We start from the raw sequence: 23591 nt of genomic DNA on the forward strand, positions 1-23591 counted from the left end.
CGCTGCCGATGCCAAGCAAGACCTTTAAAGGACAGCATGCACTGGTAACCGGCGCCGGCCAGGGCATTGGCGAGGCGATTGCGCGCCAGCTGCTGGCGCAGGGCGCGCGGGTGACGGTGCTGGGCCGCCGGCCCGAGCCGCTGCAAAAACTGGTGGATGCCTACCCAGGCCAGTGCCAGCGGGTGCTGGCCGATGTGGCGCAGGGGCCGGAGGTGGTCGCGGCCTTTGCGCAGGCTGTCGCCGCCTTTGGCGATATCCAGATCCTGGTGAACAACGCCGGCCAGGCGCAGAGCGCGCCCTTTATGAAGACCGATGCCCAGCTCTGGTCGCAGATGCTGGCGGTGAACCTGACCGGCACGATGCTGTGCATGCAGCAGGTGCTGCCAGCGATGCAGGCGGCCGGCTATGGCCGCATCGTCAACGTGGCCAGCACGGCAGGGCTGATCGGCTACGCCTATGTGTCGGCCTATGTGGCGGCCAAGCATGGCGTGGTGGGCCTGACCCGGGCGCTGGCGCTGGAGGTTGCAAGCCGGGGCATCACGGTCAATGCCGTGTGCCCGGGCTATACCGAAACCGACCTGGTCAAGACCAGCATCGACCGGGTGGTGGCCAAGACCGGCCGCAGCCCCGAGCAGGCCATGGCCGAATTTGTGCGCGACAACCCCCAGGGCCGCCTGGTGCAGCCGCAAGAGGTGGCCGATGCGGTCGTCTGGCTCTGCGGTAAAGGCGCTGGCGCGATGACTGGCCAGGCCATTGCGGTGGCAGGCGGCGAAGTGATGTGAACCCCGAATTTGTGGAGACAGGCATGAGTGAATACCGAATCGACCCCGCGCTGGTGGCGGGCAACCACCAACAGCTGGCCGGCTACCAGGCACAGCATTTTTTGTGGCAGGTCCATGCCGGCGTGGCGACGATCACCTTGAACCGGCCCGAGCGCAAGAACCCACTGACCTTTGACTCCTATGCAGAGCTGCGCGACCTGTTCCACCGGCTGAAATGGGCGCAGGATGTGAAGGCCGTGGTGCTGGTGGGCGCGGGCGGCAACTTCTGCTCGGGCGGCGATGTGCATGAAATCATCGGCCCGCTGGTGGCCCTGAAGGCCCCCGAGCTGCTGATGTTCACCCGCATGACGGGCGAGCTCATCAAGGCCATGCGCGCCTGCCCGCAGCCCATCATTGCGGCGGTCGATGGCATCTGCGCGGGCGCTGGCGCCATCATGGCCATGGCCTCGGACATGCGCCTGGGCACGGCCCGCAGCAAGACCGCGTTCCTGTTCAACCGCGTGGGCCTGGCCGGCTGCGACATGGGCGCCTGCGCCTTTTTGCCGCGCATCATCGGCCAGGGGCGCGCCAGCGAGCTGCTCTACACCGGCCGCAGCCTGGGCGGCGACGAGGGCGAGCGCTGGGGCTTTTTCAACCGCCTGGCAGAGCCCGAAGCGCTGCTGGTGCAGGCCCAGCAGATGGCCGCCGACTTGGCCGCAGGCCCGAGCTTTGCCAATGGCATCACCAAGACCCAGCTGCACCAGGAATGGGCGATGACCATCGACCAGGCCATTGAGGCCGAGGCGCAGGCGCAGGCCATCTGCATGCTGACCGAAGACTTCAAGCGCGCCTACGAGGCCTTTGTGGCTAAGCAAAAGCCGCAATTCCAGGGGAACTGACATGGCCGACACCCGTTACCTGCAGTGGCCGTTTTTTGAGCCGCGCCACGCGCAGCTGGCGCAGACGCTGGATGCCTGGGCCGCCCAGCATGTGGCCCATGTGCACAGCAGCGATACCGATGGCGATTGCCGCAGCCTGGTGCAGGCGCTGGGCCAGGCGGGCTGGCTGCGCCATGCGGTGGCCGGCGAGACGCATGGCGGCGCGGCCGCGCAGATCGACACCCGCGCGATCTGCCTGGTCCGCGAAACCCTGGCGCGCCACAACGGCCTGGCCGACTTTGCGTTTGCGATGCAGGGGCTGGGCTCGGGCGCGATCAGCCTGGCGGGCACGGAGGCGCAGAAGGCGCGCTACCTTGGCCGGGTGGCCCGGGGTGAGGCGATTGCAGCCTTTGCGCTGTCCGAGCCCGATGCCGGCTCGGACGTGGCCGCCATGGCCTGCGCGGCCCGCTTGGACGGCGACCACTATGTCATCGACGGCGAAAAAACCTGGATCTCGAACGGCGGCATTGCCGACTTCTATGTGGTGTTTGTGCGCACTGGCGAGGCGCCGGGCGCGCGTGGTATCTCGGCGTTAATTGTCGACGCCAACACGCCCGGCCTGGAGATTGCCGAGCGCATCGCAGTGATCGCGCCGCACCCGCTGGCGCGGCTGCGCTTCAACGGTTGCCGCGTGCCGGTCAGCCAGCGCATGGGCGCGGCGGGCGAGGGTTTCAAGCTGGCGATGCGCACCCTGGATGTGTTTCGCACCTCGGTAGCGGCCGCCGCGCTGGGCTTTGCGCGCCGCGCGATGGACGAGGCCTTGCAGCGCGCCACCAGCCGCCGCATGTTCCAGGGCGTGCTGGCCGATTTTCAGCTCACCCAGGCCAAGCTCGCACAGATGGCCACGCAGATCGACAGCGCCGCGCTGCTGACCTACCGCGCCGCCTGGCAGCGCGACCAGGGCCAGAGCGTGACCAGCGAAGCGGCGATGGCCAAGATGACCGCTACCGAGAACGCGCAGCAGGTGATCGATGCGGCGCTGCAGATGTGGGGCGGGCTGGGTGTTGTCAGCGATCAACCGGTCGAGCGCCTGTACCGCGAGATCCGCGCGCTGCGCATCTACGAAGGAGCGACCGAGGTGCAGCAGCTCATCATCGCCCGTGAGCTGCTCAAACAAGTGGCGCCCGCTGCGCCTTGACCATTGCCGAGGACCTGGACTCCGGTCCCGGTTTCTGCTTTCAGCCTGGAGTTTGCGAGATGTCTGCCACGCCCTATACCGCGCATATCGACCGCTTTGCCGCCAAGCATCTGCCGCCGCCCGAGTTGCAGCCCGACTACCTGTTCGAGCTGCCCGAGCTGCAGTTCCCCGAGCGGCTCAACTGCGCCGCCGAGCTGCTGGACCGCCATGTGGCCGAGGGCCGGGGCGAGCGCCTGTGCCTGCAGGCCCAGGGTGTGCGCTGGACCTATGCCGAGCTGCAGGCCCATGCCAACCGCATTGCCAACGTATTGACCGCCCAGATGGGCCTGGTGCCTGGCAACCGCGTGCTGCTGTGCGCGCCCAACAACCCGATGACGGTGGCGAGCTGGTTTGCCGTCGTCAAGGCTGGCGGCATTGCGGTGGCTGCCATGCCGCTGCTGCGCGCCAAGGAGCTGGGCACCATCATCGAGATTGCCCAGATCAGCCATGCGCTCTGCGATGCGGCCTTGCTGGCCGAGGTGCAGGCAGCGCAGGCGGCCCACCCGCGCTTGCAGGCGGTGCGCTACTTCAACGGCACGGGCCTGCCGGCAGCGCAGGCGCTGGAGCCGCTGATGGCCCAGGCATCGCCGCATTTTGACGCCGTGCAGACGGCCGCCACCGACACCTGCCTGCTGGGCTTTACCTCGGGCACCACGGGCGTGCCCAAGGCCACGATGCATTTCCACCGCGATGTCATGGCGGTTTGCGCCTGCTGGCCGCGCCATGTGCTGCGGGCTGCGCCCGATGATGTCTTTATCGGCAGCCCGCCGCTGGCCTTTACCTTTGGCCTGGGTGGTCAGGTGCTGTTCCCGATGGCGATTGGTGCCTCGATGGCGCTGCTGGAGAAGGCCGGACCGCTGCAGCTGGTCGATGGCATCGAACAATTTGGCGCCACCGTGGTGTTCACCGCGCCGACCTCGTACCGCGTGATGGCCCAGCAGGGCAAGCGGCTGCGCCAGACCCGGTTGCGCAAATGCGTATCGGCCGGCGAGGCCTTGAATGCCTCGACGCGCGCGCTGTGGAAAGAGGCGACCGGCATCGAGATCATCGACGGCATCGGCTCGACCGAGATGCTGCATATCTTTATCTCGCACCGTGAGGACGAGGCACGGCCCGGCGCCACCGGCCGCGCCGTGCCCGGCTACCGCGCCAAGGTGGTCGATGAGCAGGGCCAGGAAGTGCCGGCCGGCACGGTGGGCAAGCTGGCCGTGCAGGGCCCCACCGGTTGCCGCTACCTGAACGACAGCCGCCAGACCCAGTATGTGCATGCGGGCTGGAACCTGACCGGTGACGCCTATGTGATGGATGCAGACGGCTACTTCATCTACCAGGCCCGCACCGATGACATGATCATCTCCTCGGGCTACAACATTGCCGCGCCCGAGGTCGAAGACGCCTTGCTCGCGCATGCGGCGGTGGCCGAATGCGCGGTGATTGGCCTGCCCGACAGCGAGCGCGGCCAGATCGTCAAGGCCTTTGTGGTGCTGCGCCCGGGCTTTGCGGCGGACGCGGACATGGTCAAGACCTTGCAGGATTTTGTCAAAAGCACGGTGGCGCCCTACAAATACCCACGGGCCCTGGATTTTGTCGCGCAGCTGCCGCGCACAGCTACGGGAAAACTACAACGGTTTCGTCTGCACAGCCCGGCATAGTAGCGGCTCGGCAAATTTTTACGTACTTCAACCAGGGAACCAGCATGAAGCCTCATCTCTTGCATCGCAGTCTTGTCAGTCTGTCCATCGCGCTGCTCTGCGCCAGCAGCGCCAGTGCCGCCGACCAGGTCAAGGTGGGGTTGCTGAGCACCTTGTCGGGCCCCGGCGCCGGTCTGGGCACCGATATCCGCGACGGCTTCCAACTGGCCGTCAAGCACATGAACGGCAAGATCGGCAACCTGCCCGCCGAGGTGGTGGTGGTCGATGACCAGCAAAACCCCGAGGTGGCCAAGCAGACGGCCGAGCGCCTGCTCAAGCGCGACAAGGTGGATTTCATGACCGGCACCGTGTTCTCCAACGTGATGCTGGCGGTGGGCCCGGCGGCGTTCCAGAACAAGACCTTCTTCATCAGCCCCAATGCCGGCCCCTCGCAGTACGCCGGCGCCCAGTGCAACCCGTATTTCTTCAATGTCTCGCAGCAAAACGATGCCTTGCATGAGGCAGCGGGCCAGACCATGCAGGACAAGGGCTTCAAGCGTGTGGCGCTGATCGCACCCAACTACCCCGCAGGCAAGGACTCGATCGCCGGCTTCAAGCGCTTCTACAAGGGCGAGATCGGCATGGAGACCTATACCTCGCTGAGCCAGCTGGACTATGGCGCGGAGATCTCCAAGATGCGTGCGGCCCAGGTCGATGGCGTCTATATCTTTCTGCCCGGTGGCCTGGGCGTGAACTTCATCAAGCAGTTTGTCGGGGCCGGACTGTCCAAGGACATCACCTTGTATGCGCCGGGCTTCTCGGCCGATGAGGACGTGATCCGTGCGGTGGGTGACTCGATGCTGGGCACCTTCAACACCTCGCAGTGGGCGCATGACCTGGACAATGCGGCGAACAAGAAGTTCGTCGCCGACTTCCAGAAGGAGTTTGGCCGCAGCCCCTCGCTCTACGCCTCGCACGGCTATGACGCCGCCCGCCTGATGGACGCGGCGGTGCGTGATGTCAAGGGCAAGCTCGATGACAAGGCGGCCTTGCGCAAGGCCATCGAGGCGGCCAAGTTCGAGTCGGTGCGCGGCAGCTTCAAGTTCAACAGCAACCACTTTCCGGTGCAGGACTATTACCTGCGCGTGGTGAGCAAGGATGCGCAGGGCAAGCTGACCAACCGCACGGTGGGCACGGTGTTCAAGAACCACCAGGATGCCTACGTCAAAGACTGCAAGATGCCCTCCTGATCGATGAACACCATCCTGATTCTTGAGCAGACGCTCAACGGCCTGCAGTTCGGCCTGATGCTGTTCCTGCTGGCCGCTGGCCTCACGCTCGTGTTCGGCATCATGGACATGATCAACCTGGCCCATGGTTCGCTCTACATGATCGGCGCCTACCTGGTGGCCAGCCTCAGCCAGGCCACCGGCTCGTTCTGGCTGGGCCTGGGCCTGGGGGTGCTGGCCACCGTGGTGGTGGGCGTGCTGCTGGAATACACGATCCTGCGCCGCCTCTACCACCGCGACCACCTGTCGCAGGTGATGGGCACCTTTGCCATCTTGCTGATGAGCAACGAGATCGTGCGCATCATCTGGGGCGCGCAGCCGCTGATGCTCAACCCACCCGCCGCGCTGGCCGGGCCGGTCCAGCTGATGGATGGTTTTTCCTACCCGGCCTACCGGCTGCTGATCATCGGCGTGGGCCTTGCCGTGGCTTTGCTGCTGTGGCTCCTGGTGACCCGCACGCGCTTTGGCATGCAGGTGCGCGCGGGCGCGGCCAACCGCGAGATGGCAACTGCCATGGGCGCCAATGTGCGCCGGCTGTTCACGCTGGTGTTTGCGCTGGGCGCTGCGCTGTGTGCCGTGGCGGGCGGCATGCTGGGCCCGCTGCTGGCGGTGCAGGTGGGCATGGGCGAGAGCATTCTGATCCTCGCCTTTGTGGTGATCGTCATTGGCGGCATCGGCTCGATCCGGGGCGCGCTGCTGGGCGCCTTGCTGGTCGGCCTGGTCGATACCGCCGGCCGTACCCTCGTGCCCTTGTTGTTTGACAAGGCCATGGGCCCCGAGGTGGCGGCCAATGCCGGCCCGGCCGTGGCCTCGATCCTGATCTATGTGCTGATGGCTGCCGTGCTCTTCACCAAACCCCAAGGTCTGTTCCCCGCCCATGACTGACACCTCCGCCCCCCAGACCGCTGCGGCCCAGGCCACGCCAGCGGCGCAGCCCAGCGTCTTCGACCACCGCTTGCAGCCGCGCTGGGTATTGCCGCTGTTGGCGCTGCTGATCGCCTTTCCGCTGATCGCCCAGGCGACGGGTGAAGAGTTTTACATCGGCGTGGCCAGCCGTGTGCTGGTGTTTGGCCTGGCCGCTGCCAGCCTCAACTTCATCCTCGGCTTTGGTGGCATGGTGAGCTTTGGCCACGCGGCCTTTGTCGGCCTGGGTGCCTACACCGTGGGCCTGCTGATGCAGCAGGGTGTGACCTCCGCCTGGCTGGCCTGGCCGCTGGCGATGCTGATGGGCGCGGCCTTTTCGCTGCTGGTGGGCGCCATCAGCCTGCGCACCCAGGGCGTCTACTTCATCATGATCACCCTGGCCTTTGCGCAGATGCTGTACTACCTGATCATGTCGTTCAAATCGCTGGGCGGTGATGACGGGCTGTCGCTGCCCAGCCGCTCGGAGATTGGCCTGGGTCTGGACCTGGGCCAGGACGCGACCTTCTACTACGTGGTGCTGGCGCTGGTCAGCGCTAGCCTGCTGGCGATGGCGCGGGTGCTGAACGCCCGTTTTGGCCATGTGCTGCAGGCCATCAAGGAAAACGAGACGCGCATGCAGGCCATCGGCTTTCCGGTCTACCGCTACAAGCTCGTCGCCTTCACCTTGGCCGGTGCCTTTGCCGGGCTGGCAGGCGCGATGCTGGCCAACCAGGGGAGCTTTGTCGGCCCCGGCATGCTGCAGTGGACCCAGTCGGGCATCCTGCTGATCATGGTCATCCTGGGCGGTGTCGGCCATCTCTATGGCGGCCTGGTGGGCGCGGCGGTGTTTTTGCTGCTGGAAGAAGTGCTGGCCGCCTACACGGTGCACTGGCAGTTGGGCCTGGGCGCCGTGCTGCTGATCGTGGTGCTGGTGGCACCCAATGGTTTGCTGAGCCTGCGGCGCGGCATGTGGAGCAAGCGATGAGCACGGCCAAGATGCCAACCCCTTTGTTGCAGGTGCAGAACCTGGTCAAGCGCTTCGGCGGCCTCACCGCCACCGACCATGCCAGCTTTGCGGTGCAGGCTGGCCAGATCCATGCCTTGATCGGGCCCAACGGCGCGGGCAAGACGACCTTGATCCACCAGCTGTCGGGGGCGCTCGCGCCCGATGAAGGGCAGATCCTGTTTGCTGGTGAGGCGGTGGAGCGCAAGCCCATGCCCGCGCGGGTGCAGGCCGGCCTGGTGCGCTCCTACCAGATCACCAGCATCTTCAAGCGCCTGACGGTGCTGGAGAACATTGCGCTGGGTGTGCAGGCACGCGATGGATCGAGCTGGCGCTTTTGGCGGCCCGCACGCAGCGAGAGCGCGCGCTATGCGCAGGCCGCCGAGGTGGCCGAGCGCGTGGGCCTGGCTGCGCAGTTGCAGCAAACCGCCGGTCTGCTGGCGCATGGCGAGCAGCGCCAGCTGGAGGTGGCACTGGCGCTGGCCACGCGGCCGCGCATGCTGCTGCTCGATGAGCCGATGGCGGGCATGGGGCCGGACGAATCCGAGCGCATGGTGCAGCTGCTGCTGCAGCTGCGCCAGGACACGACGATCCTGCTGGTGGAGCACGACATGGACGCGGTCTTCCGCCTGGCCGACCGCATCTCGACGCTGGTGTTTGGCAAGGTGATCGCGACGGGCACGCCCGATGAGATTCGGCGCAACCCGGATGTGCGGCGCGCCTACCTGGGTGATGAAGCCGCAGAGGAGGCCGCCTGATGAGCACTTTGCTGGAAGTGGAAGCCTTGGAGACCTGCTACGGCAGCAGCCAGGTGCTGTTTGGCATCCATCTGCGCATGGCGGCGGGCGAGGTTGCGACCTTGCTGGGGCGCAATGGCATGGGCAAGACCACCACGGTGCGCAGCCTGCTGGGCATGACACCGGCATCGGCCGGCAGCGTGCGGTTTCGCGGCGAGCGCATCGAGCACCTGCCTGCCGACCGCATCGCCCGCATGGGCATGGCCGTGGTGCCCGAGGGCCGGCAGATCTTTGCCAACCTGACGGTGCAGGAAAACCTGCAGGCCTTTGCGGCCAACCGCAATGCCTCGGAGAACCCCTGGTCGCTGGACCGTGTCTACCAGCTGTTCCCGCGCCTGGCCGAGCGCGCCGGTAACCCGGGCAACCGGCTCTCGGGCGGCGAGCAGCAGATGCTGGCCATTGGCCGGGCGCTGATGACCAACCCGCATCTGCTGATCCTGGACGAGGCGACCGAAGGCCTGGCGCCGCTGATCCGCGAGGAGATCTGGCAGTGCCTGGCGGCCTTGCGCGCGCAGGGCCAGGCGATTTTGGTGATCGACAAATACGTCAAGCGGCTGATGGCGCTGGCCGACCAGCACACCTTGATCGAGCGCGGCCAGGTGGTGTGGCAGGGCAGCTCGGCGCAGCTGGAGGCGCAGCCCGCGCTGTGGCAGCGCTACATCGGGGTCTGACATGGCAGCCCTGACCTGGCCTGAGACCGGCCCCGTTTTCCGCGTGGCCACCGGCATCCGTTTTGCGCAGTGCGACCCGGCCGGCATTGTGTTTTATCCGCAGTACCTGGTGCTGTTCCAGTCGCTGGTGGAGGACTGGTTCAACCAGGCGCTGCACCACCCCTATGCCCAGATGCTGGGGCCCGAGCGCACCGGCCTGCCCATCGTGCACCTGGCCTGTGATTTTCGTGCCATTGCCCGCATGGGCGATGCGGTGCAGCTGGAGCTGGCCGTGCTGCGGCTGGGCAGCCGCTCGCTGCAGCTGGCGCTGCGCTGTGTGGGCGACGATGGCCAGGTGCGGGCACTGGCCCACCAGGCGCTGGTGTTCACCAGCCTGGACAGCCATGAGGCCATCCGCATACCGCCAGCCATCCACCGCCGCATGGCGGCCTGGCTGGCCGGTGAGCGCTTTCAATAATGCTTGGTTTTTAGAAGGAATCGTCTCATGCAAGTACTACTTCCCCAGGGCTGGCCCCGGCCCAAGGGCTATGCCAATGGCGTGATGGTCAGCGGCCGGCAGATTTTTGTCGCCGGCATGATCGGCTGGGATGCGCAAGGGGTCTTCCACACCGACGACCTGGCCGGCCAGGTGCGCCAGGCGCTACAGAACATTGTGGCGGTGCTCGAAGAGGGCGGCGCCCGGCCCGAGCATATCGTGCGCATGACCTGGTACATCACCGACAAAGAGGCCTATATGGCCCAGCAGGCGGAGATCGGCAAGGCCTACCGCGAGCTGATCGGCAGCTTCAACGCCGCGATGACGGCGGTGCAGGTCGTGGCCTTAATCGAGGACCGCGCCAAGGTGGAGATCGAGGTCACCGCCGTGGTGCCCGATGCCGGCTGACCCGGCCATGGCTGCGCCCGGGCCTTTCAAGCTGTACCGCGATTTTGAATCGCAGGCGCAGATTGATGCACAGTACGACCCGCTGCGCCCGGTGGCCGACCCGGCTGCCGCCCGCCAGCATTTTGCCGAGCGCAGTGCCCAGGCGCGTAGGGGGCTGCGCTGCACGCTGGATGTGCCGTTTGGCCCGACTCTGGCCGAGACGCTGGATATCTTCCCGGCCGAGGGCGGCGCGGCGGCGCCCGTGTTTGTCTATCTGCATGGTGGCTACTGGCGGGCCAACACCTCCAAGGAGTTCAGCTGCGTCGCCTTCGGCCCGCAGGCGCTGGGCTTTTGCACCGTGGTGGTGAACTATGCCTTGTGCCCGCAGGTGAGCATTGACGAAATCGTGCGCCAGTGCCGCGCCAGCCTGGCCTGGGTGCTGCGCCATATCGAGGCCTATGGCGGCGACCCGGCAAGGGTGGTGGTGGGCGGGCATTCTGCTGGTGGCCAGTTGGCTGCGATGTGCCTGCAAACGCGCTGGGAGCGCGACTATGGCCTGCCCGATGACCCGCTGCGCGGCGCGCTGCTGATCAGCGGCCTCTACGATATCGCGCCGCTGCGCTACAGCTACCTGCAGCCGCTGATCCAGCTTGACGACGGGCTGGTTGCGCGCAACTCGCCCGCGTTTGCGGCCAGGCGCTGCGCCACCCCCATGCACCTGGTCTGGGGCGGGCGCGAACAAAGCGAGTTTGAGCGCCAGTCGCTGCTGATGCACAGCGCCTGGCAGGCGGCGGGCAATGTGGCCGAGCAGGCGGCGCTGCCCGGCTGCGACCATTTCACGGTGCTCCATGGGCTGGAGGATCCGCAGTCGGATCTGTGCCAGCGCCTGCTGCGGCTGTCTGCCTAAAGATCCTCTCGGGCAGCGGGAAACGTCTGCTGAGCAGACGTCCTGTTTAAAAGTCCAGCAGGCTGAAGCCCAGCGAGAACACAGTCCGCTTGTAGTTGTAGTCGATCAGGCTGTCGCCATAGCCGTGGAAGAGCTGGGCATGCAGGCGCAGGTTGCTCTTGCCGCCCATCCAGCCATCACCCAGGGTATGCATCCATTCGACGCGGCCAGAACCCTTGCCATGGCCGTTGAGCGAGCCGCGTGCGGTCACGCCCATCCAGTTGCGCTGGTTGACGTTCCAGCCCAGTTTCAGCTCGCTGCGGCCGATGTAGTTCTGGATATTGGGGTTGTTGTCGTCTTCCGCGCTCTCGTTGATGCGGTGCCAGATCTTGGCCTGCAGCTGCCAGCGGTTGTCCAGCTCAAACCCGGTCATCAGGTAGGTGCGGTTCCAGCTGCGCGAGAGCGGGTCGCTCTGGCCGTTGGACTGGTGCTCCAGGCCAACGCCGCTGTAGCGCCAGCGCCAGCCAAAGGGCAGCTGGGCGGTGGTCGGGTAGACGTAGAAGATCTCGGGCTGGTGGTCGGTCGTGCGGAAGGGGCGCGAGAGGTCCGAGTTGAACACCTGCCAGTAGGACAGGCCGGTGTAGCCAATCCACAGCGAATCACGCAGCTTGCCATTGGGGTCGGTGAGCAGGTTTTGCGCCAGCTTGGTGCGCACCGACAGCTGGATGCGCATCTCCTGACGCTGGTAGTCGGTCTCGGTGGTGGCCGAATTGACCGGATTGAGCGAGCTGGGCTGGCGGTTGACCTTGTCGCCGACGGCCACCGACACCGACAGTGGGCGGTAGCCACGGAAGCTGAACTGGCCGCAATCGGTGCCCGCTTCCAGCTCCCAAAAGCGCGACATCTCGGTGTAGGCGTCATCGCGGCAGCCACCAATCGGGGCGGGCGCATCGGCGGCGGCGAGGGCGCCAGCTGGCGGGGTCAGGCCGACCATGGCGTTGGCCGAGGCGGCAGGGGTGCTGGCTGCGGGCTGGGCCTGCTGGCTGAGCAGGGGCTGCTGCGACTGCTGCTGCGCCCATTGGTCAAAACAGGCCAGGCGGGCCGGGCCGTCGCTGAGCGCCGTGCACTGCTGCCACACCGTGGCCGTTGTGGCGCTGGCGCTGGCAGGGGTTTGCGCAAAGCTGCCCAGCGGCAGACCGGCCATCAGCAGGCTCGCCGCCAGCGGTGCTGGCGAGCGCAGAAATTTCGTTGTTGTCATGGTCGAGGAGGAAGGTAGGACGCGTGGCTGGGACGGCTGCGCGGATGCCCATTATTGCGGCGATTAGGGCGTTTTCGATGGCTTGCGCATGACGAAGGCGTGGCTGTTGTCGTTCGCATCCAACCATTCGCCCCGGATCTCGCGGCCGCAGCTGCCGTCGACCACCTCGCCCAGCCAGGTGCCCGAGACCTTTTTGCCATCGGCCGACTCTTCCATCGTCAGCTTGCCCTTGTCCACATCGCCAACGACGATGGCCGTGCCACCGGGGCGCTGGATCTGGCCTTTGACGGTGCCGTTCCATTCGGGGTGGGGGGCCAGCTGCAGGGTGACGGGCCCGGGCAGGCCGGGCAGCTCGGCCTGCCAGTGGCCCAGCAGCTCGGGCTGCTCCATCTGCAGCGCGCTGGGGCAGGCGGGGCGGGGTGCGGGGGGGCTGGTGCAGGCGCTGCTCAGCGCTGCGCAAAAAACGGTCAGGATCAGGGTCTTGGTCATGGATAGTCAGAGGGGATCGGGGCTGGCGGCAGCGGTGCTCTGGGCCTTGCGCGCGAACTCTTCGCGCAGCTGGCGCAGTTTCTCGCGCGGGTCTTCGCGGGCGGTGCTGCTGTCCAGGCCCATCTCGGCAATAAAGCGGCTGGGCAGGGCGGAGACCAGCTCGCGGCCCTTTTTGCGCCGCTTGGTCCAGCTCACGGCCAGCGAGCGCTGGGCCCGCGTGATACCCACGTACATCAGGCGGCGCTCTTCCTGCAGGCGCTGCGCGGTATCGTCGCTGACCTTTTGCTGGCGGCCGTCATCGTCATCGAGCTTGAAGGGCAGCAGCCCTTCGTTGACGCCGATCAGCATCACATGGGGCCACTCCAGGCCCTTGCTGGCATGCAGGGTGGAGAGGATCACCATGTCCTGCTCCTTTTCGCGCTCGCTGATGGTCGAGAGCAGGGCGATGGTCTGCGAGACTTCGAGCAGGCTCTTGGACTCGCTCACGGTCGTGGTATCGGCCGCCGTCGTGGTCTGGCCGCCTGCGCGCTGGGCCATCCAGTCGCAGAACTCCAGTACATTGGTCCAGCGGGCGGCGGCGACCTTCTCGCTGTCTTCGGCGTCATAGAGGTGCTGCTCGTAGCCGATCTCCTTGAGCCAGTCGAGCAGAAAGGCCAGCGATTGCTCGGCCCCGCGTGTCTGGCGGGCGCGGTATTCCAGGTCATTGATATAGCGGCCAAACTCCAGCAGGCTCTCGCGGCCCTTGGCGGGCATCGCGTCTTCGAGCATGGCATTGAATAGCGCACCGAACATGCTGCAGCGGTGGGCCTTGGAGAATTCGCCCAGGCGCCCCAAGGTGGTGTGGCCGATGCCGCGCTTGGGGTTGGTGATGGCGCGCAGAAAGGCCGGGTCGTCGTCGTTGTTGATCCACAGCCGGAACCAGGCGCAGAGGTCGCGGATTTCGGCGCGGTCAAAAAAGCTGGTGCCGCCCGATACCTTGTAGGGCACATTGGCCTTGCGCAGCGCCTTCTCGAAAGGCTTGGCCTGGTGGTTGGCGCGGTAGAGGATGGCGAAGTTCTTCCAGTCCGGCGGCGGGTTGGCCGCTGCGCGCAGGCTCAGGATGCGGGCGACGGCGCGCTCGGCCTCGTGCTCTTCGGAGTCGCAATCGACGATGCGCACCGGCTCGCCCTCGCCCAGCTCAGAAAACAAGGTCTTGGGAAACAGCTTGGGGTTGGGCTGGATCACATTGTTGGCCGCGCGCAGGATGGCGCTGGTCGAGCGGTAGTTCTGCTCGAGCTTGATGACCTTGAGCTGGGGGTAGTCGACCGGCAGCTTCTTGAGGTTGTCCAAGGTGGCGCCGCGCCAGCCGTAGATGCTCTGGTCGTCATCGCCCACGGCGGTGAGATGGCCGCGCTCGCCCACCAGCAGCTTGAGCAGCTCGTACTGGGTGGCATTGGTGTCTTGGTATTCGTCGACCAGCACATGGCCCAGGTTGGCCTGCCATTTGGCGCGGACCTCGGGGTGGTCGCGCAGCAGGCGCAGCGGCATGCCGATCAGGTCGTCAAAGTCCACGCTCTGGTAGGCGGTCAGCCGCTCGTCGTAGCGCTGCATCAGCACGGCAATGGCACGCTCGTTGTCATCGGCAGCCTGGGCCAGCGCCTCCTTGTAGTCGAGGCCCATGTTCTTCCATTTGCTGATGGTCCACTGCCACTGGCGGGCGGTGGCCACATCGGCGGTGCCGCCAGCGGCATCCTTGAGGATGCCGACCACGTCGTCGCTGTCCAGAATGCTGAACTGGGGCTTGAGCCCGAGCACATGGCCGTCCTCGCGCACCATCTTCACCCCCAGCGCATGGAAGGTGCAGACCAGCACATCCTTGGCCTGGCGGCCGATGAGGCTCTTGGCGCGCTCGCGCATTTCGGAGGCGGCCTTGTTGGTGAAGGTGATGGCCGCAATCTTGCGCGGCGCCATGCCGGTCTCGATCAGGCGGGCAATCTTGTGGGTGATCACCCGGGTCTTGCCCGATCCGGCACCGGCGAGCACCAGGCAGGGGCCCTGGGTGTAGTGCACAGCTTGTAATTGGGCGAGATTGAGACCAGCGGCCATGGTGGCGAGCGTACCTTTGCAGATCAGGAAGGAGAGCGCAGAAGAATAGCCGCAACGACAGGCATCTGCAGATTCAGGACTTTGGCTTTTACATGTTTGCTTACACAAAAAACCACAGATTTTTTGAAATTGTCAATGAATGTAGAGCAGATGGTAAAACCCCCAAAGAAACACTTGCGTCTGGCAAGCAAGCTTTTAGAATGCCGATAGTATTGCTGCGGCTAAGTGGCAAACCCTATTAATTAAGCCAATAAAAGTGTGAAATTATCGCCATGCAGACCGCCGGTATTTCCGCAGAATTGCTGACCCCCAGCAGCCGCAACCGCTTTGCGCCGCTGTATGGCGTGGCCTCGCGCAAATCGGTGCTTCCCTGGAAGGAGGTACCCCGTGACCGCGCCCAGCTGATTGTGCTGGACCAGGGCATGGCCGATGCAATCTCGTCGCTGGGCAAGGCACCTTGCGTGGTCTGCATCGGGCAGGTCAAGACGGCGATGCTCGATGGCGCCAGCTGGGTGGGTCGGCTGGAGGCGGACTACACCTTGAGCGATTTGATCGACATGTTTGACCGCGCAGCGGTCTTTCTGCTCGACTGGGATGCGCGCAACAAGGTCATCCGCCAGGAATCGGTGCAGGCCGCTGCACAGCCTGCACCGACGACCCGCCAGGAGTTCCGCTACCAGCTCAAGTCCTGGGTGTCGGTGGGCGCGCCTTTCAATACCGGTCCCTGCATCCGCGCGCTGGCGCTGCTTTCACGCGAACCGGTCTCCATCGTCCAGCTGTGCCTGCACAGCGGGCTGGACAACACGGTGGCCCGTGGCCTTTTGGTCGAGCTGGGCCGGCGCGGCGTGCTGCGCGGCGTGGCCATGCCTGTCATTTCCGCTGCTTCTTCCCCCTCCCACCATCGCGAGCCGCTACACTCCAAAGGTTTGCTCAGCCGTTTGGGCCGATGGATACGAGGGGGAGGTAAGCCGGGATGAATCAAGAATCAGGCGGAGTCGGGCCGCACAAGATGCCGCGCATTGCGCTGTGCGGGCCCATGGGCATTGGCAAGACCACCGCCGTGCGTTCGCTGTGCGGTGCGCTGATGTCCAGCTCCGATGTCCGCAACCTCGATCTGGCGGCCCACAGCAAGGAGCTCACCACAGTTGGCACCGAGTTTGGCGAGATCGATCTGGGTGGCGGTGAGGTGGTGCAGATCTGCGGCTGCCCGGGCCAGGAGCGTTTCAGCTTTGTGCGCCAGTGGGTGCTGTCGGTGTCGATGGGCGTGTTCATCATGACCGATGTAAACAGCCCGACCAGCCTGGCCGAGACCAACCATATCCTCGACGAGATCGCGCAACTGCCCCAGCCACCTGTCACGCTGGTGCTGAGCGCACGCCCGGCCGAAACAGAACAAATTGAAACATTCGCCCAAGGCGTGTATTCTGCTGGCCATGGGGTGATTCCCGTTCTGGAAGCGGACCCGCGCGACCGTGGGCAGCTGCTGGATGCGATGAGCGTACTTGTTTCCATGCTGTCCCTGCAAAGCGAGAATTCATGACTGCATCACAACCTCTGATCCCTGCCCAGGTCGTCAAGGCAGGCCAGCAGGCGCTTGATAAGCTTATTGGTCCTGTTGATGGCGTGCGTGTGGCACTGCTGAGCACGCCCGATGGATTTGAAATTGCATCCTTGCGCACGAACAGCGAGCTGCAGCTCAACCGCCTGTCGGCCATGGCCGGCTCGCTGATGGCGATGGCGCGTGCCGTGGGGCGCGAAATCAACCACACCGGCTGCAAGCGCCTGACCTTCGAGACCGAGAGCGGCGTGGTCGTGTTCCAGTCGGTCACCTCCGAGTTCCCCTGCATTCTGTGCATGGTTCTCGATACCAATGCGATCCTGGGCCGCGTGCTGTGGGCCGCGGCCGAAGTGGGCGCGGAGATGAACAAAGTCTGATGGCAAGTCTGGCTGCGGCCGGCACCTTGTTGTGGGAGAGCTGCGTATGCGCCGCACTGGCCGCATGGCGCAGCAACGATAAACCGCCAGTGTGTGAAGGGGGAGTGAGATGGCTTCGGTTCAAGACACGTTGACGCAACTTTTGACGGTGGAGGGCGCCATGTGCGCCGCGCTGGTGGACAGTGGCAGCGGCATGCTTTTGGGCAGTGCCGGATCGGGCCTGGACCTGGAGCTGGCAGCGGCCGGCAACACCGAGGTTGTGCGGGCCAAGCTCAAGACGATGAAATCGCTGGGTCTGCAAGACTCGATCGATGACATCCTGATCACCCTGGGTTCGCAGTACCACATCATCCGCCCGGTGGCGCTCAAGGAAGGTCTGTTCCTGTACCTGGTGCTGGACAAGCAGCGCAGCAACCTGGCGCTGGCCCGGCGTAAATGCGCGGAAGTCGAGAAATTGGTGACGATCTAAGTGCTTTAGATCGTTTTGGGCTCTGATCTGACACGCAGGTGTAGACAGGGCCTTGCAAGACCGGCCATCGATGGGGCCGGTCTTTTCTTTTGTGGACCGCGCGCCAGCCAGTGCCGGTCCCTCGCGCTACATCTGTGCTGGCGCATTCTGGGCACAATCGAGCCGTGCTGTCCGTCTTCCAAGTCACCTTTCCGTTTTTTGCGCTGGTTCTGTGCGGCTTTGTGGCCACGCGGCGCGGCATTTTTCCGCTGCCCGCGATTGCGGGCGTGAATGCCTTTGTGCTGTATTTCGCGCTGCCTTGCATGCTGTACAAGGCCGGCTCGTCGCTGCCTTTTGCGCAGCTGATGAACCTGCCCATCTTGCTGCTGTATGTGCTGTGCCAGTTCTTGCTGGTGGTGGGCTGCGTGGCGGCCTCGCGCCTGCGCGGCATGGACTGGAACAACAGCGCTTTTGGCGCGCTGGTGACGGCTTTTCCCAATACCGGGTTCATGGGCTTGCCGCTCTTGGTGGCGCTGCTGGGCGATGCGGCGGCCGGCCCGGCCATCGTCACGATGCTGGTCGACATGGTGTTCACCACGTCGCTGTGCCTGGCGCTGTCGCGCATGGACGGGGCGGCAGGCAATGCACGTGCGGCGCTGCTCAAGGCGCTCAAGGGTGTGCTCACCAACCCCATGCCCTGGGCCATCTTGCTGGGCGCGCTGGCCTCGTTCATGGAGTGGAAGCTGCCCCAGGCGCTGGACCAGACCGCAGGCCTGCTGGGCAGCGCTGCCACCCCGGTGGCGCTGTTTGCCGTGGGCGCGGTGCTGGCCCGCTCCAAGATGGTGGAAGAGGAATACGCGGCCCCCGCCAGCTATGTGCCGCTGGCGCTGGTCAAGCTTTTTGTGCATCCGCTCTTGGTACTGGGCCTGGGCCATGCCGCGATGGCGGCGGGCCTGCCGATCCAGCCGTTTGCGCTGCTGGTCGTCGCACTGGTGGCTGCGTTGCCCAGTGCCAGCAATGTCACCTTGCTGGCCGGGCGCTATGGCGCCCACAATGGCCGCATTGCGCACATTATCTTGGTCAGCACGGCGCTGGCCTTTGTCAGCTTTTCGGCGGCGGTGACCTGGTTGGTCTAGATAGCCTGGGGGTCGACATCGACCAGCCAGCGCACCAGGCCCTTGTGCTCCGGATGCGCGCGCAGCCAGTGCAGGCAAGGCTGCCAGGCGCGCAGGAACTGCTGCAAGGCCTTGCGTGAGGGGCTCTCGATCAGCATCTGGGCGCGCTCCACATTGGCCACGCGCTGCATCGACAACGGAATCGGCGGGTAGACAAAGACTTCGTTGCCGTCCAGCAGCTGCTGGCTGTGCGCGAGCTCGGAGGCGGTGCGCAAAAAGGCCTGGGCCTCCTGCTGCGACCTTGCATCGGCGCGGATGATGGCCTGGTGGGCGAAGGGCGGCATGGCCGCATCGCGCCGCTCCTTGAGCTGCTGGGCGGCAAAGCCGCTGTAGTCCCACTGGCGCAGGGCCTGGTAGACGGCATGCTCGGGCTGCTGGGTCTGCAGCCACATCTCGACGGCGCTGCCCTGGGCGGCCACGTAAGCCGCATCGCGCCCGGCGCGGCCGGCCGCCTGCAGCAGCAGCGAGAACAGGCGCTCGGGCGCGCGGAAGTCGCTGGACATCAGCGCATCATCGGGCTGCACGGCGGCGACCAGGGTCACACGCCGAAAATCATGGCCCTTGGCGACCATTTGCGTGCCGACCAGCACATCGACATCGCCGGCATGCACATCGGCCATCTTTTCTTCCAGCGCACCCTTGGCCTTGGTGGTGTCGGCATCGATGCGGGCGATGCGGGCCGGCTGGCCATCGGGACGCTGCACATTGCGCAGCAGGCGCTCGAGCGCCTCTTCCAGCTGCTCGGTGCCCTTGCCCAGCGGCAGAATATCCGGGTTACCACAGCTGGGGCAGGCCAGCGGCACGCGCTGACTGTAGCCGCAGTGGTGGCAGCGCAGCGTGCGGTCTATCTTGTGGAAGACCTGGTGCGCACTGCAGTGCGGGCAATCGCTTTTCCAGCCGCAGTCGCCGCAGAACAGCACCGGCGCAAAGCCGCGCCGGTTGAGCAGCACCAGCGCCTGCTCGCCCCGCTCCACCCGCTGTGTAATGGCCTGCAGCAGCGCGGGTGAGAACAGTGCCTGGCGCGGCTGCTGGCGCATATCGACCAGGCGCAGCCGGGGCATCTGGCCGGCGCCAATGCGGCTGGGCATGGCCAGCCGCAGGTAGCGGCCGCCGGCATCCTCGCCGCTGGCAGGCCGGCTGGCCCACCAGCTCTCCAGCGAGGGGGTGGCCGAGCCCAGAATCACCTGGGCCTGCAGGTCATGGCCGCGCCAGATGGCCAGGTCGCGCGCTGAGTAGCGCGCCCCTTCCTGCTGCTTGTAGCTGGCGTCATGCTCCTCGTCGACGATCAATAGCCGCAAATGGGGAAGTGAGGCAAACACCGACATGCGTGTGCCCAGCACAATGCGTGCCTGGCCGGTATGGGCCGCGAGCCAGCTCTTGAGGCGCTGGGGTGCCGTCATGCCGCTGTGCATGCTGACGACCGCACTGTCGCCCAGGCGGGCCGAAAAGCGTGCCTGGAAACGGGCCTCCAGCTGGGGCGTCAGGTTGATCTCCGGCACCATCACCAGCACCTGGGCCTGGGGATCGCGTTCGAGCAAAGCCTCGGCCTGGTGCAGGTAGACCTCGGTCTTGCCGCTGCCAGTGCTGCCAAAAAGCAGGAATGGGCCCGGATTTTTGTCTATTTGCGCGCAAACTGCCATCTGCTCCTGGCTTAAGGCCAGTGCCTGGTCGGCGGCGACATCGCTGTCTATTGCCGTCTTTTTGCGCTTGAGGCGGCGGGCCAGTTGCTCGACCGTCAGGTCCCGCAGCGCGGGGGGCAGCGCAGTAATTGCCATCTCGCCCAAGCTGCGCTGGTAGTAACGGGCGGCAAAATGTACCAAACGCAGCCAACTTGCAGGCAATGGCGCAATCGCCTCCAGCACCGCGGTGATCGGTTTGATCTTGGCCGGGTCGCCGGCAAATGCGGTATCCGGACCCCAGACGACGCCCAGCACCTCCCGTTTGCCCAGCGGCACGCGCACCAGGCTGCCTGCGGGCAGCGCATGGGGGGCTTGGTAGGTCAGCAGTTCACTGGCCGCGCTGATGGCACTGTAGGCGGGCGTGTGGACGGCGATGGACAGAAAAATCAAGGGGGGGGCGGAAAGAGACGCGAGAGCTTCGAGTGTAGCGACTGGCGCGCCACCGCATGAGCCAAAGCCCGCCCCGGTGCCTGAGCCGGCCCGTATGGTGTTTCTCCTGATTGCATCTGGGTCTACTGCAATCTTGTGACAAACCAAAGAACTTATACACAAGGCAAATCTCAAGAAAAATCAATACAGGACTTGGATTTCTGTGGATAACTTTGTTGAAATATCGGCGCTCTGACCTGGATCAGAATTACCACACATTGTCAGTTGGCTTGGAGGATTGGCTGACAAAATTTTTTTATTTATATCTTTCATTGAGTTATGTTTTATGATCTGGCAATCTTGTCGATAGAGTCAGGATATTGTGCTAGAGGGTCTGCTTTCCACATTGTGTGCATAAGTGCTTGCTCCGGTGCCAGGCGCGGCACCGAGCGGGCGCGGAGGCCATCGCCTCTTATCCACATTTTTTCGTAAATTGGCTGAGTTATCCACCGCAATTCTTTGATGTGATTCAGAAATTGGGGTTTTGGTGGGTGCTTATGCAGTCGATCTATGCAGCTTCGTTCCACCGGCTGCGGACGGGGGCCTTGGCTTCCGATATGATTTAGCGCCAACCACGCCTGCGCCCTGCTGTTTTGCATGGCGTGGGTCGAATTTTTGCAGCAGCCTTTGGCGCACTGTGCGACGCAGCTGCGCTGGTTCGCGGCTCTGGGCTGGGCCCGCTGGCGTTGGCCAGCCAGGGGCCTGGCTTTTTGCGTCCCCCTGCCTTTTCTACTTGATCCATGTCATTGCTCCGATCGATACTGCATACGCTCTTCATGGGCCTGACGGTCATTCCCTACACCCTGACCATCTTGCTGCTGCGGGTTTGTGGTGCCAGCAGCCGCGCCCGCTATGCGGTGGCGCGCCGCTGGCTCAAGCTGTCGGCAGACAGCGCTGGCTGGTTCTGCGGCATCAAAGTCCGGACGCAGGGCATGGAGAATTTGCCGGTCGCCGGCCAGCCCGGCAGTGACAAGGGTGTGGTGCTGCTGTGCAAGCACCAGTCGACCTTCGAGACTTTTTTGATGCCCGCGATCATGCCCACGCCGCTGGCCTATGTGTTCAAGAAGGAGTTGCTGAAGATTCCGTTCTTTGGCTGGTCCATTGGCAGCCTGGACATGATCCATATCGACCGCAAGGATGGCAGCCGCGCCTTTCACAAGGTGGTGGAGCAGGGCAAGCGCCTGCTGGGCCAGGGCATCTGGGTGATCATGTTCCCCGAAGGCACACGCATTGCACGTGGTGAGAGCGGCGACTACAAGACCGGCGCGACGCGCCTGGCCATCATGACCGGTGCCCAGGTGGTGCCGATTGCGGTGACTTCGGCCAAATGCTGGCCGCGCAAGGCCTTTGTCAAGACGCCCGGCATTGTCGATGTGTCCGTGGGCAAGCCCATCGACAGCAAGGGCCGCAAGCATGACGAGCTGATGGCCGAGGTCGAGTACTGGATCGAGTCCGAAATGCGCCGCCTGGACCCCGAGGCCTATGTGGGCAAGCCGGCGCTGCAGGCGCCAGCTGTGGCCATGGCAGCAGCATCCGCCGCTGCCGAGCCGGGTAGCGCTACCAAATAAAGGAAAAAGACTGCCGTGTCCGCCGCTGAGCGTGTCTTGTTGACCTACTGCTGCCGCAGAGCGGGGTGCTGCCATGGTTGATGTGCGCCGCCTGGTGCAGATGGCGCTGGACCTGTGGGAGCGCAGCGAGCCAGCTGCCGCTGCGCGGCCACCACCACCGGCTCCTGCGGCGGCGATGGCCGCCGATGCCAAGCCTGTGCTGGCGCCTGCGCCTGCCGCTGCAGCGCCTCCGCGGCCTGTGCCCGTGCCCATGTCGGCGCCGCGGCCCGCACCGGACGCCCGGCCAACCGTTCTTCCCACCCCTGCCGCCACCGCAGCACCAGCCTCCTTGCAGGCCCACCCTGCGGCCAACCGCAGCATTCTGTTGCAGGGCCAGCGGGTGGCCTACTTGCTCCAGCGTGCCAAGCGGCGCAGTATTGGCTTTGTGGTGAGTGAGGAAGGCTTGGTGGTGCGCGCGCCGCGCTGGGTGACGCAGCCGGGTATTGACGAGGCGCTGCAGGACAAGGCCGGCTGGATTGTGCGCAAGATCGCCGAGATGCAGCAGCGCCGCGCCAGCAGCCTGAGCGCCAGCATCCGCTGGGAAGATGGGGCGAGCCTGCCCTTTCTGGGCCAGCCGCTGCAGCTGGTGGTCGATAGCGAGCAGCGCGTGGCGCGCTCCGGGGCCGTCTGGCGGGTCGAGGAAGAGGCGCCGGGCTCGCCCTCGCGTCTCTATCTGGCGCTGCCGCCCAGTGCGGGGCGCACGCAGATCCGCGATCTGGTGCAGGCCTGGTTCATCCAGAGCGCGCGCCAGCATTTTTTGGCGCGGCTGGCGCATTTTGCGCCGCTGCTGGGCGTGCACTACACCAGCTTGCGCCTCTCGAGTGCCGAGACGCGCTGGGGCAGTGCCAAGTCCGATGGCTCGATCCGGCTGAACTGGCGGCTGATGCACTATGCGCCAGCCGTGATCGACTATGTGGTGGCCCATGAGCTGGCGCATTTGCGGGTGATGGACCACAGCCCCCGCTTTTGGGATACCGTGGCCGAGGTGGTGCCTGACCACCGCGCGCTGCGCCAGCAGCTCAAGGACATGCCGGCCCCGCCCTGGGACCGGGCAGCATAGCGGGGCTGGGTCTGCCCGCTATTTTTTGGAAGATGTATCTATGAGCTTGACCGCAGAACAGCAGACCATTGCGCCTGCCAATGGCTATGCCGGTGATATTGGTGCCCGCCTGGCCTGGCATTGGGTGCAAAACCAGCAGGCCGTGCTGGTCGACGTGCGCACCGATGCCGAACGTGCCTGGGTCGGCCAGGTGCCTGGCGCCGTGGCCATTGCCTGGAAGCAATGGCCGGGCATGGCGATGAACCCGGATTTTGATGCCCAGCTGCTGGCCCTGGCCCAGCGGGCACCCGGCGCCAAGATCGTGCTGCTGTGCCGCAGCGGCGTGCGCTCGGTGGCAGCGGCGCAGCGCGCCAGCCAGCTGGGGCTGGAGGCCTACAACATCTTGCAGGGCTTTGAGGGCGATGCGAATGCCCAGGGGCAGCGTGGCCAGCTTGGTGGCTGGCGTTACCAGGGTTTGCCCTGGTCTCAATGAGCGGTGTAATCGTCGCCGCTTGTAACCGAGCCGCTT

General features: G+C 65.3%; 24 protein-coding genes. 20 read left to right on the forward strand and 4 right to left on the reverse strand.

The window, feature by feature from the left end:
- Positions 1–8: 8 nt before the first annotated feature.
- Genes WH265_RS21915 through WH265_RS21970 form a run of 12 tightly spaced genes read left to right on the forward strand, consistent with a single transcriptional unit; the run spans position 9 to position 10939 of the window.
- Positions 9–782 (forward strand): SDR family NAD(P)-dependent oxidoreductase, encoded by a 774-nt coding sequence (locus WH265_RS21915; protein ID WP_339559646.1) that lies wholly within the window; start codon positions 9–11, stop codon positions 780–782.
- Positions 783–805: 23 nt separating this feature from the next.
- Positions 806–1660 carry an enoyl-CoA hydratase family protein gene (locus WH265_RS21920; RefSeq protein ID WP_339559647.1) on the forward strand — a complete coding sequence of 285 codons (855 nt, stop codon included), beginning with the start codon at positions 806–808 and terminating at the stop codon, positions 1658–1660.
- A gap of 1 nt (position 1661) precedes the next feature.
- Entirely contained in the window at positions 1662–2837 is a 1176-nt protein-coding gene (locus WH265_RS21925) for an acyl-CoA dehydrogenase family protein (protein WP_339559648.1), read from the forward strand.
- A 59-nt stretch (positions 2838–2896) separates the two neighbouring features.
- Positions 2897–4528 (forward strand): benzoate-CoA ligase family protein, encoded by a 1632-nt coding sequence (locus tag WH265_RS21930; RefSeq protein ID WP_339559649.1) that lies wholly within the window; start codon positions 2897–2899, stop codon positions 4526–4528.
- Positions 4529–4572: 44 nt separating this feature from the next.
- Positions 4573–5757 (forward strand): ABC transporter substrate-binding protein, encoded by a 1185-nt coding sequence (locus WH265_RS21935; RefSeq protein WP_339520106.1) that lies wholly within the window; start codon positions 4573–4575, stop codon positions 5755–5757.
- A gap of 3 nt (positions 5758–5760) precedes the next feature.
- Entirely contained in the window at positions 5761–6681 is a 921-nt protein-coding gene (locus WH265_RS21940; RefSeq protein ID WP_312986286.1) for a branched-chain amino acid ABC transporter permease, read from the forward strand.
- Positions 6674–7684, forward strand: a complete 1011-nt coding sequence (locus WH265_RS21945; protein ID WP_339520105.1) for a branched-chain amino acid ABC transporter permease — start codon at positions 6674–6676, stop codon at positions 7682–7684. Before WH265_RS21940 ends, WH265_RS21945 begins: the two co-directional genes overlap by 8 nt.
- Before the next feature lie 11 nt (positions 7685–7695).
- Positions 7696–8460: an ABC transporter ATP-binding protein gene (locus tag WH265_RS21950; RefSeq protein WP_339559650.1), complete on the forward strand. Its 765-nt coding sequence runs from the start codon at positions 7696–7698 to the stop codon at positions 8458–8460.
- Positions 8460–9170, forward strand: a complete 711-nt coding sequence (locus WH265_RS21955; protein ID WP_339520101.1) for an ABC transporter ATP-binding protein — start codon at positions 8460–8462, stop codon at positions 9168–9170. Before WH265_RS21950 ends, WH265_RS21955 begins: the two co-directional genes overlap by 1 nt.
- A gap of 1 nt (position 9171) precedes the next feature.
- Positions 9172–9627, forward strand: a complete 456-nt coding sequence (locus WH265_RS21960) for an acyl-CoA thioesterase (protein ID WP_339559651.1) — start codon at positions 9172–9174, stop codon at positions 9625–9627.
- Positions 9628–9654: 27 nt separating this feature from the next.
- A complete protein-coding gene (locus tag WH265_RS21965; protein WP_312986293.1) occupies positions 9655–10053 on the forward strand; it encodes a RidA family protein in 399 nt (132 codons plus the stop codon).
- On the forward strand, positions 10043–10939 hold the full coding sequence (locus WH265_RS21970) for an alpha/beta hydrolase (protein WP_339559652.1): 897 nt from the start codon (positions 10043–10045) through the stop codon (positions 10937–10939). Before WH265_RS21965 ends, WH265_RS21970 begins: the two co-directional genes overlap by 11 nt.
- A 46-nt stretch (positions 10940–10985) precedes the next feature.
- Here WH265_RS21970 and WH265_RS21975 read toward each other — a convergent pair whose 3' ends face one another.
- From WH265_RS21975 to WH265_RS21985, 3 genes are all read right to left on the reverse strand, one after another.
- Complete coding sequence (locus WH265_RS21975; RefSeq protein WP_339559653.1) at positions 10986–12176, reverse strand: phospholipase A; 1191 nt, start codon at positions 12174–12176, stop codon at positions 10986–10988.
- A 63-nt stretch (positions 12177–12239) separates the two neighbouring features.
- Complete coding sequence (locus WH265_RS21980) at positions 12240–12665, reverse strand: hypothetical protein (RefSeq protein ID WP_339559654.1); 426 nt, start codon at positions 12663–12665, stop codon at positions 12240–12242.
- Positions 12666–12671: 6 nt separating this feature from the next.
- Positions 12672–14750 carry an ATP-dependent helicase gene (locus WH265_RS21985; RefSeq protein WP_312986298.1) on the reverse strand — a complete coding sequence of 693 codons (2079 nt, stop codon included), beginning with the start codon at positions 14748–14750 and terminating at the stop codon, positions 12672–12674.
- 272 nt (positions 14751–15022) lie between these two features.
- Here WH265_RS21985 and WH265_RS21990 point away from each other — a divergent pair, with 272 nt between their 5' ends.
- From WH265_RS21990 to WH265_RS22010, 5 genes are all read left to right on the forward strand, one after another.
- On the forward strand, positions 15023–15727 hold the full coding sequence (locus WH265_RS21990; protein WP_312986299.1) for a hypothetical protein: 705 nt from the start codon (positions 15023–15025) through the stop codon (positions 15725–15727).
- On the forward strand, positions 15724–16290 hold the full coding sequence (locus WH265_RS21995) for a GTP-binding protein (RefSeq protein WP_339559655.1): 567 nt from the start codon (positions 15724–15726) through the stop codon (positions 16288–16290). The genes WH265_RS21990 and WH265_RS21995 overlap by 4 nt, the downstream gene beginning before the upstream one ends.
- Positions 16287–16685 (forward strand): roadblock/LC7 domain-containing protein, encoded by a 399-nt coding sequence (locus WH265_RS22000; protein WP_021028992.1) that lies wholly within the window; start codon positions 16287–16289, stop codon positions 16683–16685. The genes WH265_RS21995 and WH265_RS22000 overlap by 4 nt, the downstream gene beginning before the upstream one ends.
- 109 nt (positions 16686–16794) lie before the next feature.
- Complete coding sequence (locus tag WH265_RS22005; protein ID WP_021028991.1) at positions 16795–17154, forward strand: hypothetical protein; 360 nt, start codon at positions 16795–16797, stop codon at positions 17152–17154.
- Positions 17155–17318: 164 nt separating this feature from the next.
- A complete protein-coding gene (locus tag WH265_RS22010; protein WP_339559656.1) occupies positions 17319–18269 on the forward strand; it encodes an AEC family transporter in 951 nt (316 codons plus the stop codon).
- Here WH265_RS22010 and priA read toward each other — a convergent pair.
- Positions 18266–20374 carry a replication restart helicase PriA gene (gene priA, locus WH265_RS22015; RefSeq protein ID WP_339559700.1) on the reverse strand — a complete coding sequence of 703 codons (2109 nt, stop codon included), beginning with the start codon at positions 20372–20374 and terminating at the stop codon, positions 18266–18268. The genes WH265_RS22010 and priA overlap by 4 nt on opposite strands.
- 782 nt (positions 20375–21156) lie before the next feature.
- On the opposite strand from priA, the gene WH265_RS22020 reads away from it, so the two are divergent.
- The 3 genes from WH265_RS22020 to WH265_RS22030 all read left to right on the forward strand — a co-directional run bounded on the left by WH265_RS22020 (position 21157) and on the right by WH265_RS22030 (position 23555).
- Positions 21157–21984, forward strand: coding sequence for a lysophospholipid acyltransferase family protein (locus tag WH265_RS22020; protein ID WP_339537019.1), 828 nt, complete (start codon positions 21157–21159; stop codon positions 21982–21984).
- Between the two features lie 82 nt (positions 21985–22066).
- Positions 22067–23083 (forward strand): M48 family metallopeptidase, encoded by a 1017-nt coding sequence (locus WH265_RS22025; RefSeq protein ID WP_445228568.1) that lies wholly within the window; start codon positions 22067–22069, stop codon positions 23081–23083.
- A 40-nt stretch (positions 23084–23123) separates the two neighbouring features.
- Positions 23124–23555 (forward strand): rhodanese-like domain-containing protein, encoded by a 432-nt coding sequence (locus tag WH265_RS22030; protein ID WP_021028985.1) that lies wholly within the window; start codon positions 23124–23126, stop codon positions 23553–23555.
- Positions 23556–23591 lie beyond the last annotated feature (36 nt).

This window comes from Comamonas sp. MYb396 (genome assembly GCF_037479555.1).
Classification (GTDB): domain Bacteria; phylum Pseudomonadota; class Gammaproteobacteria; order Burkholderiales; family Burkholderiaceae_C; genus Comamonas.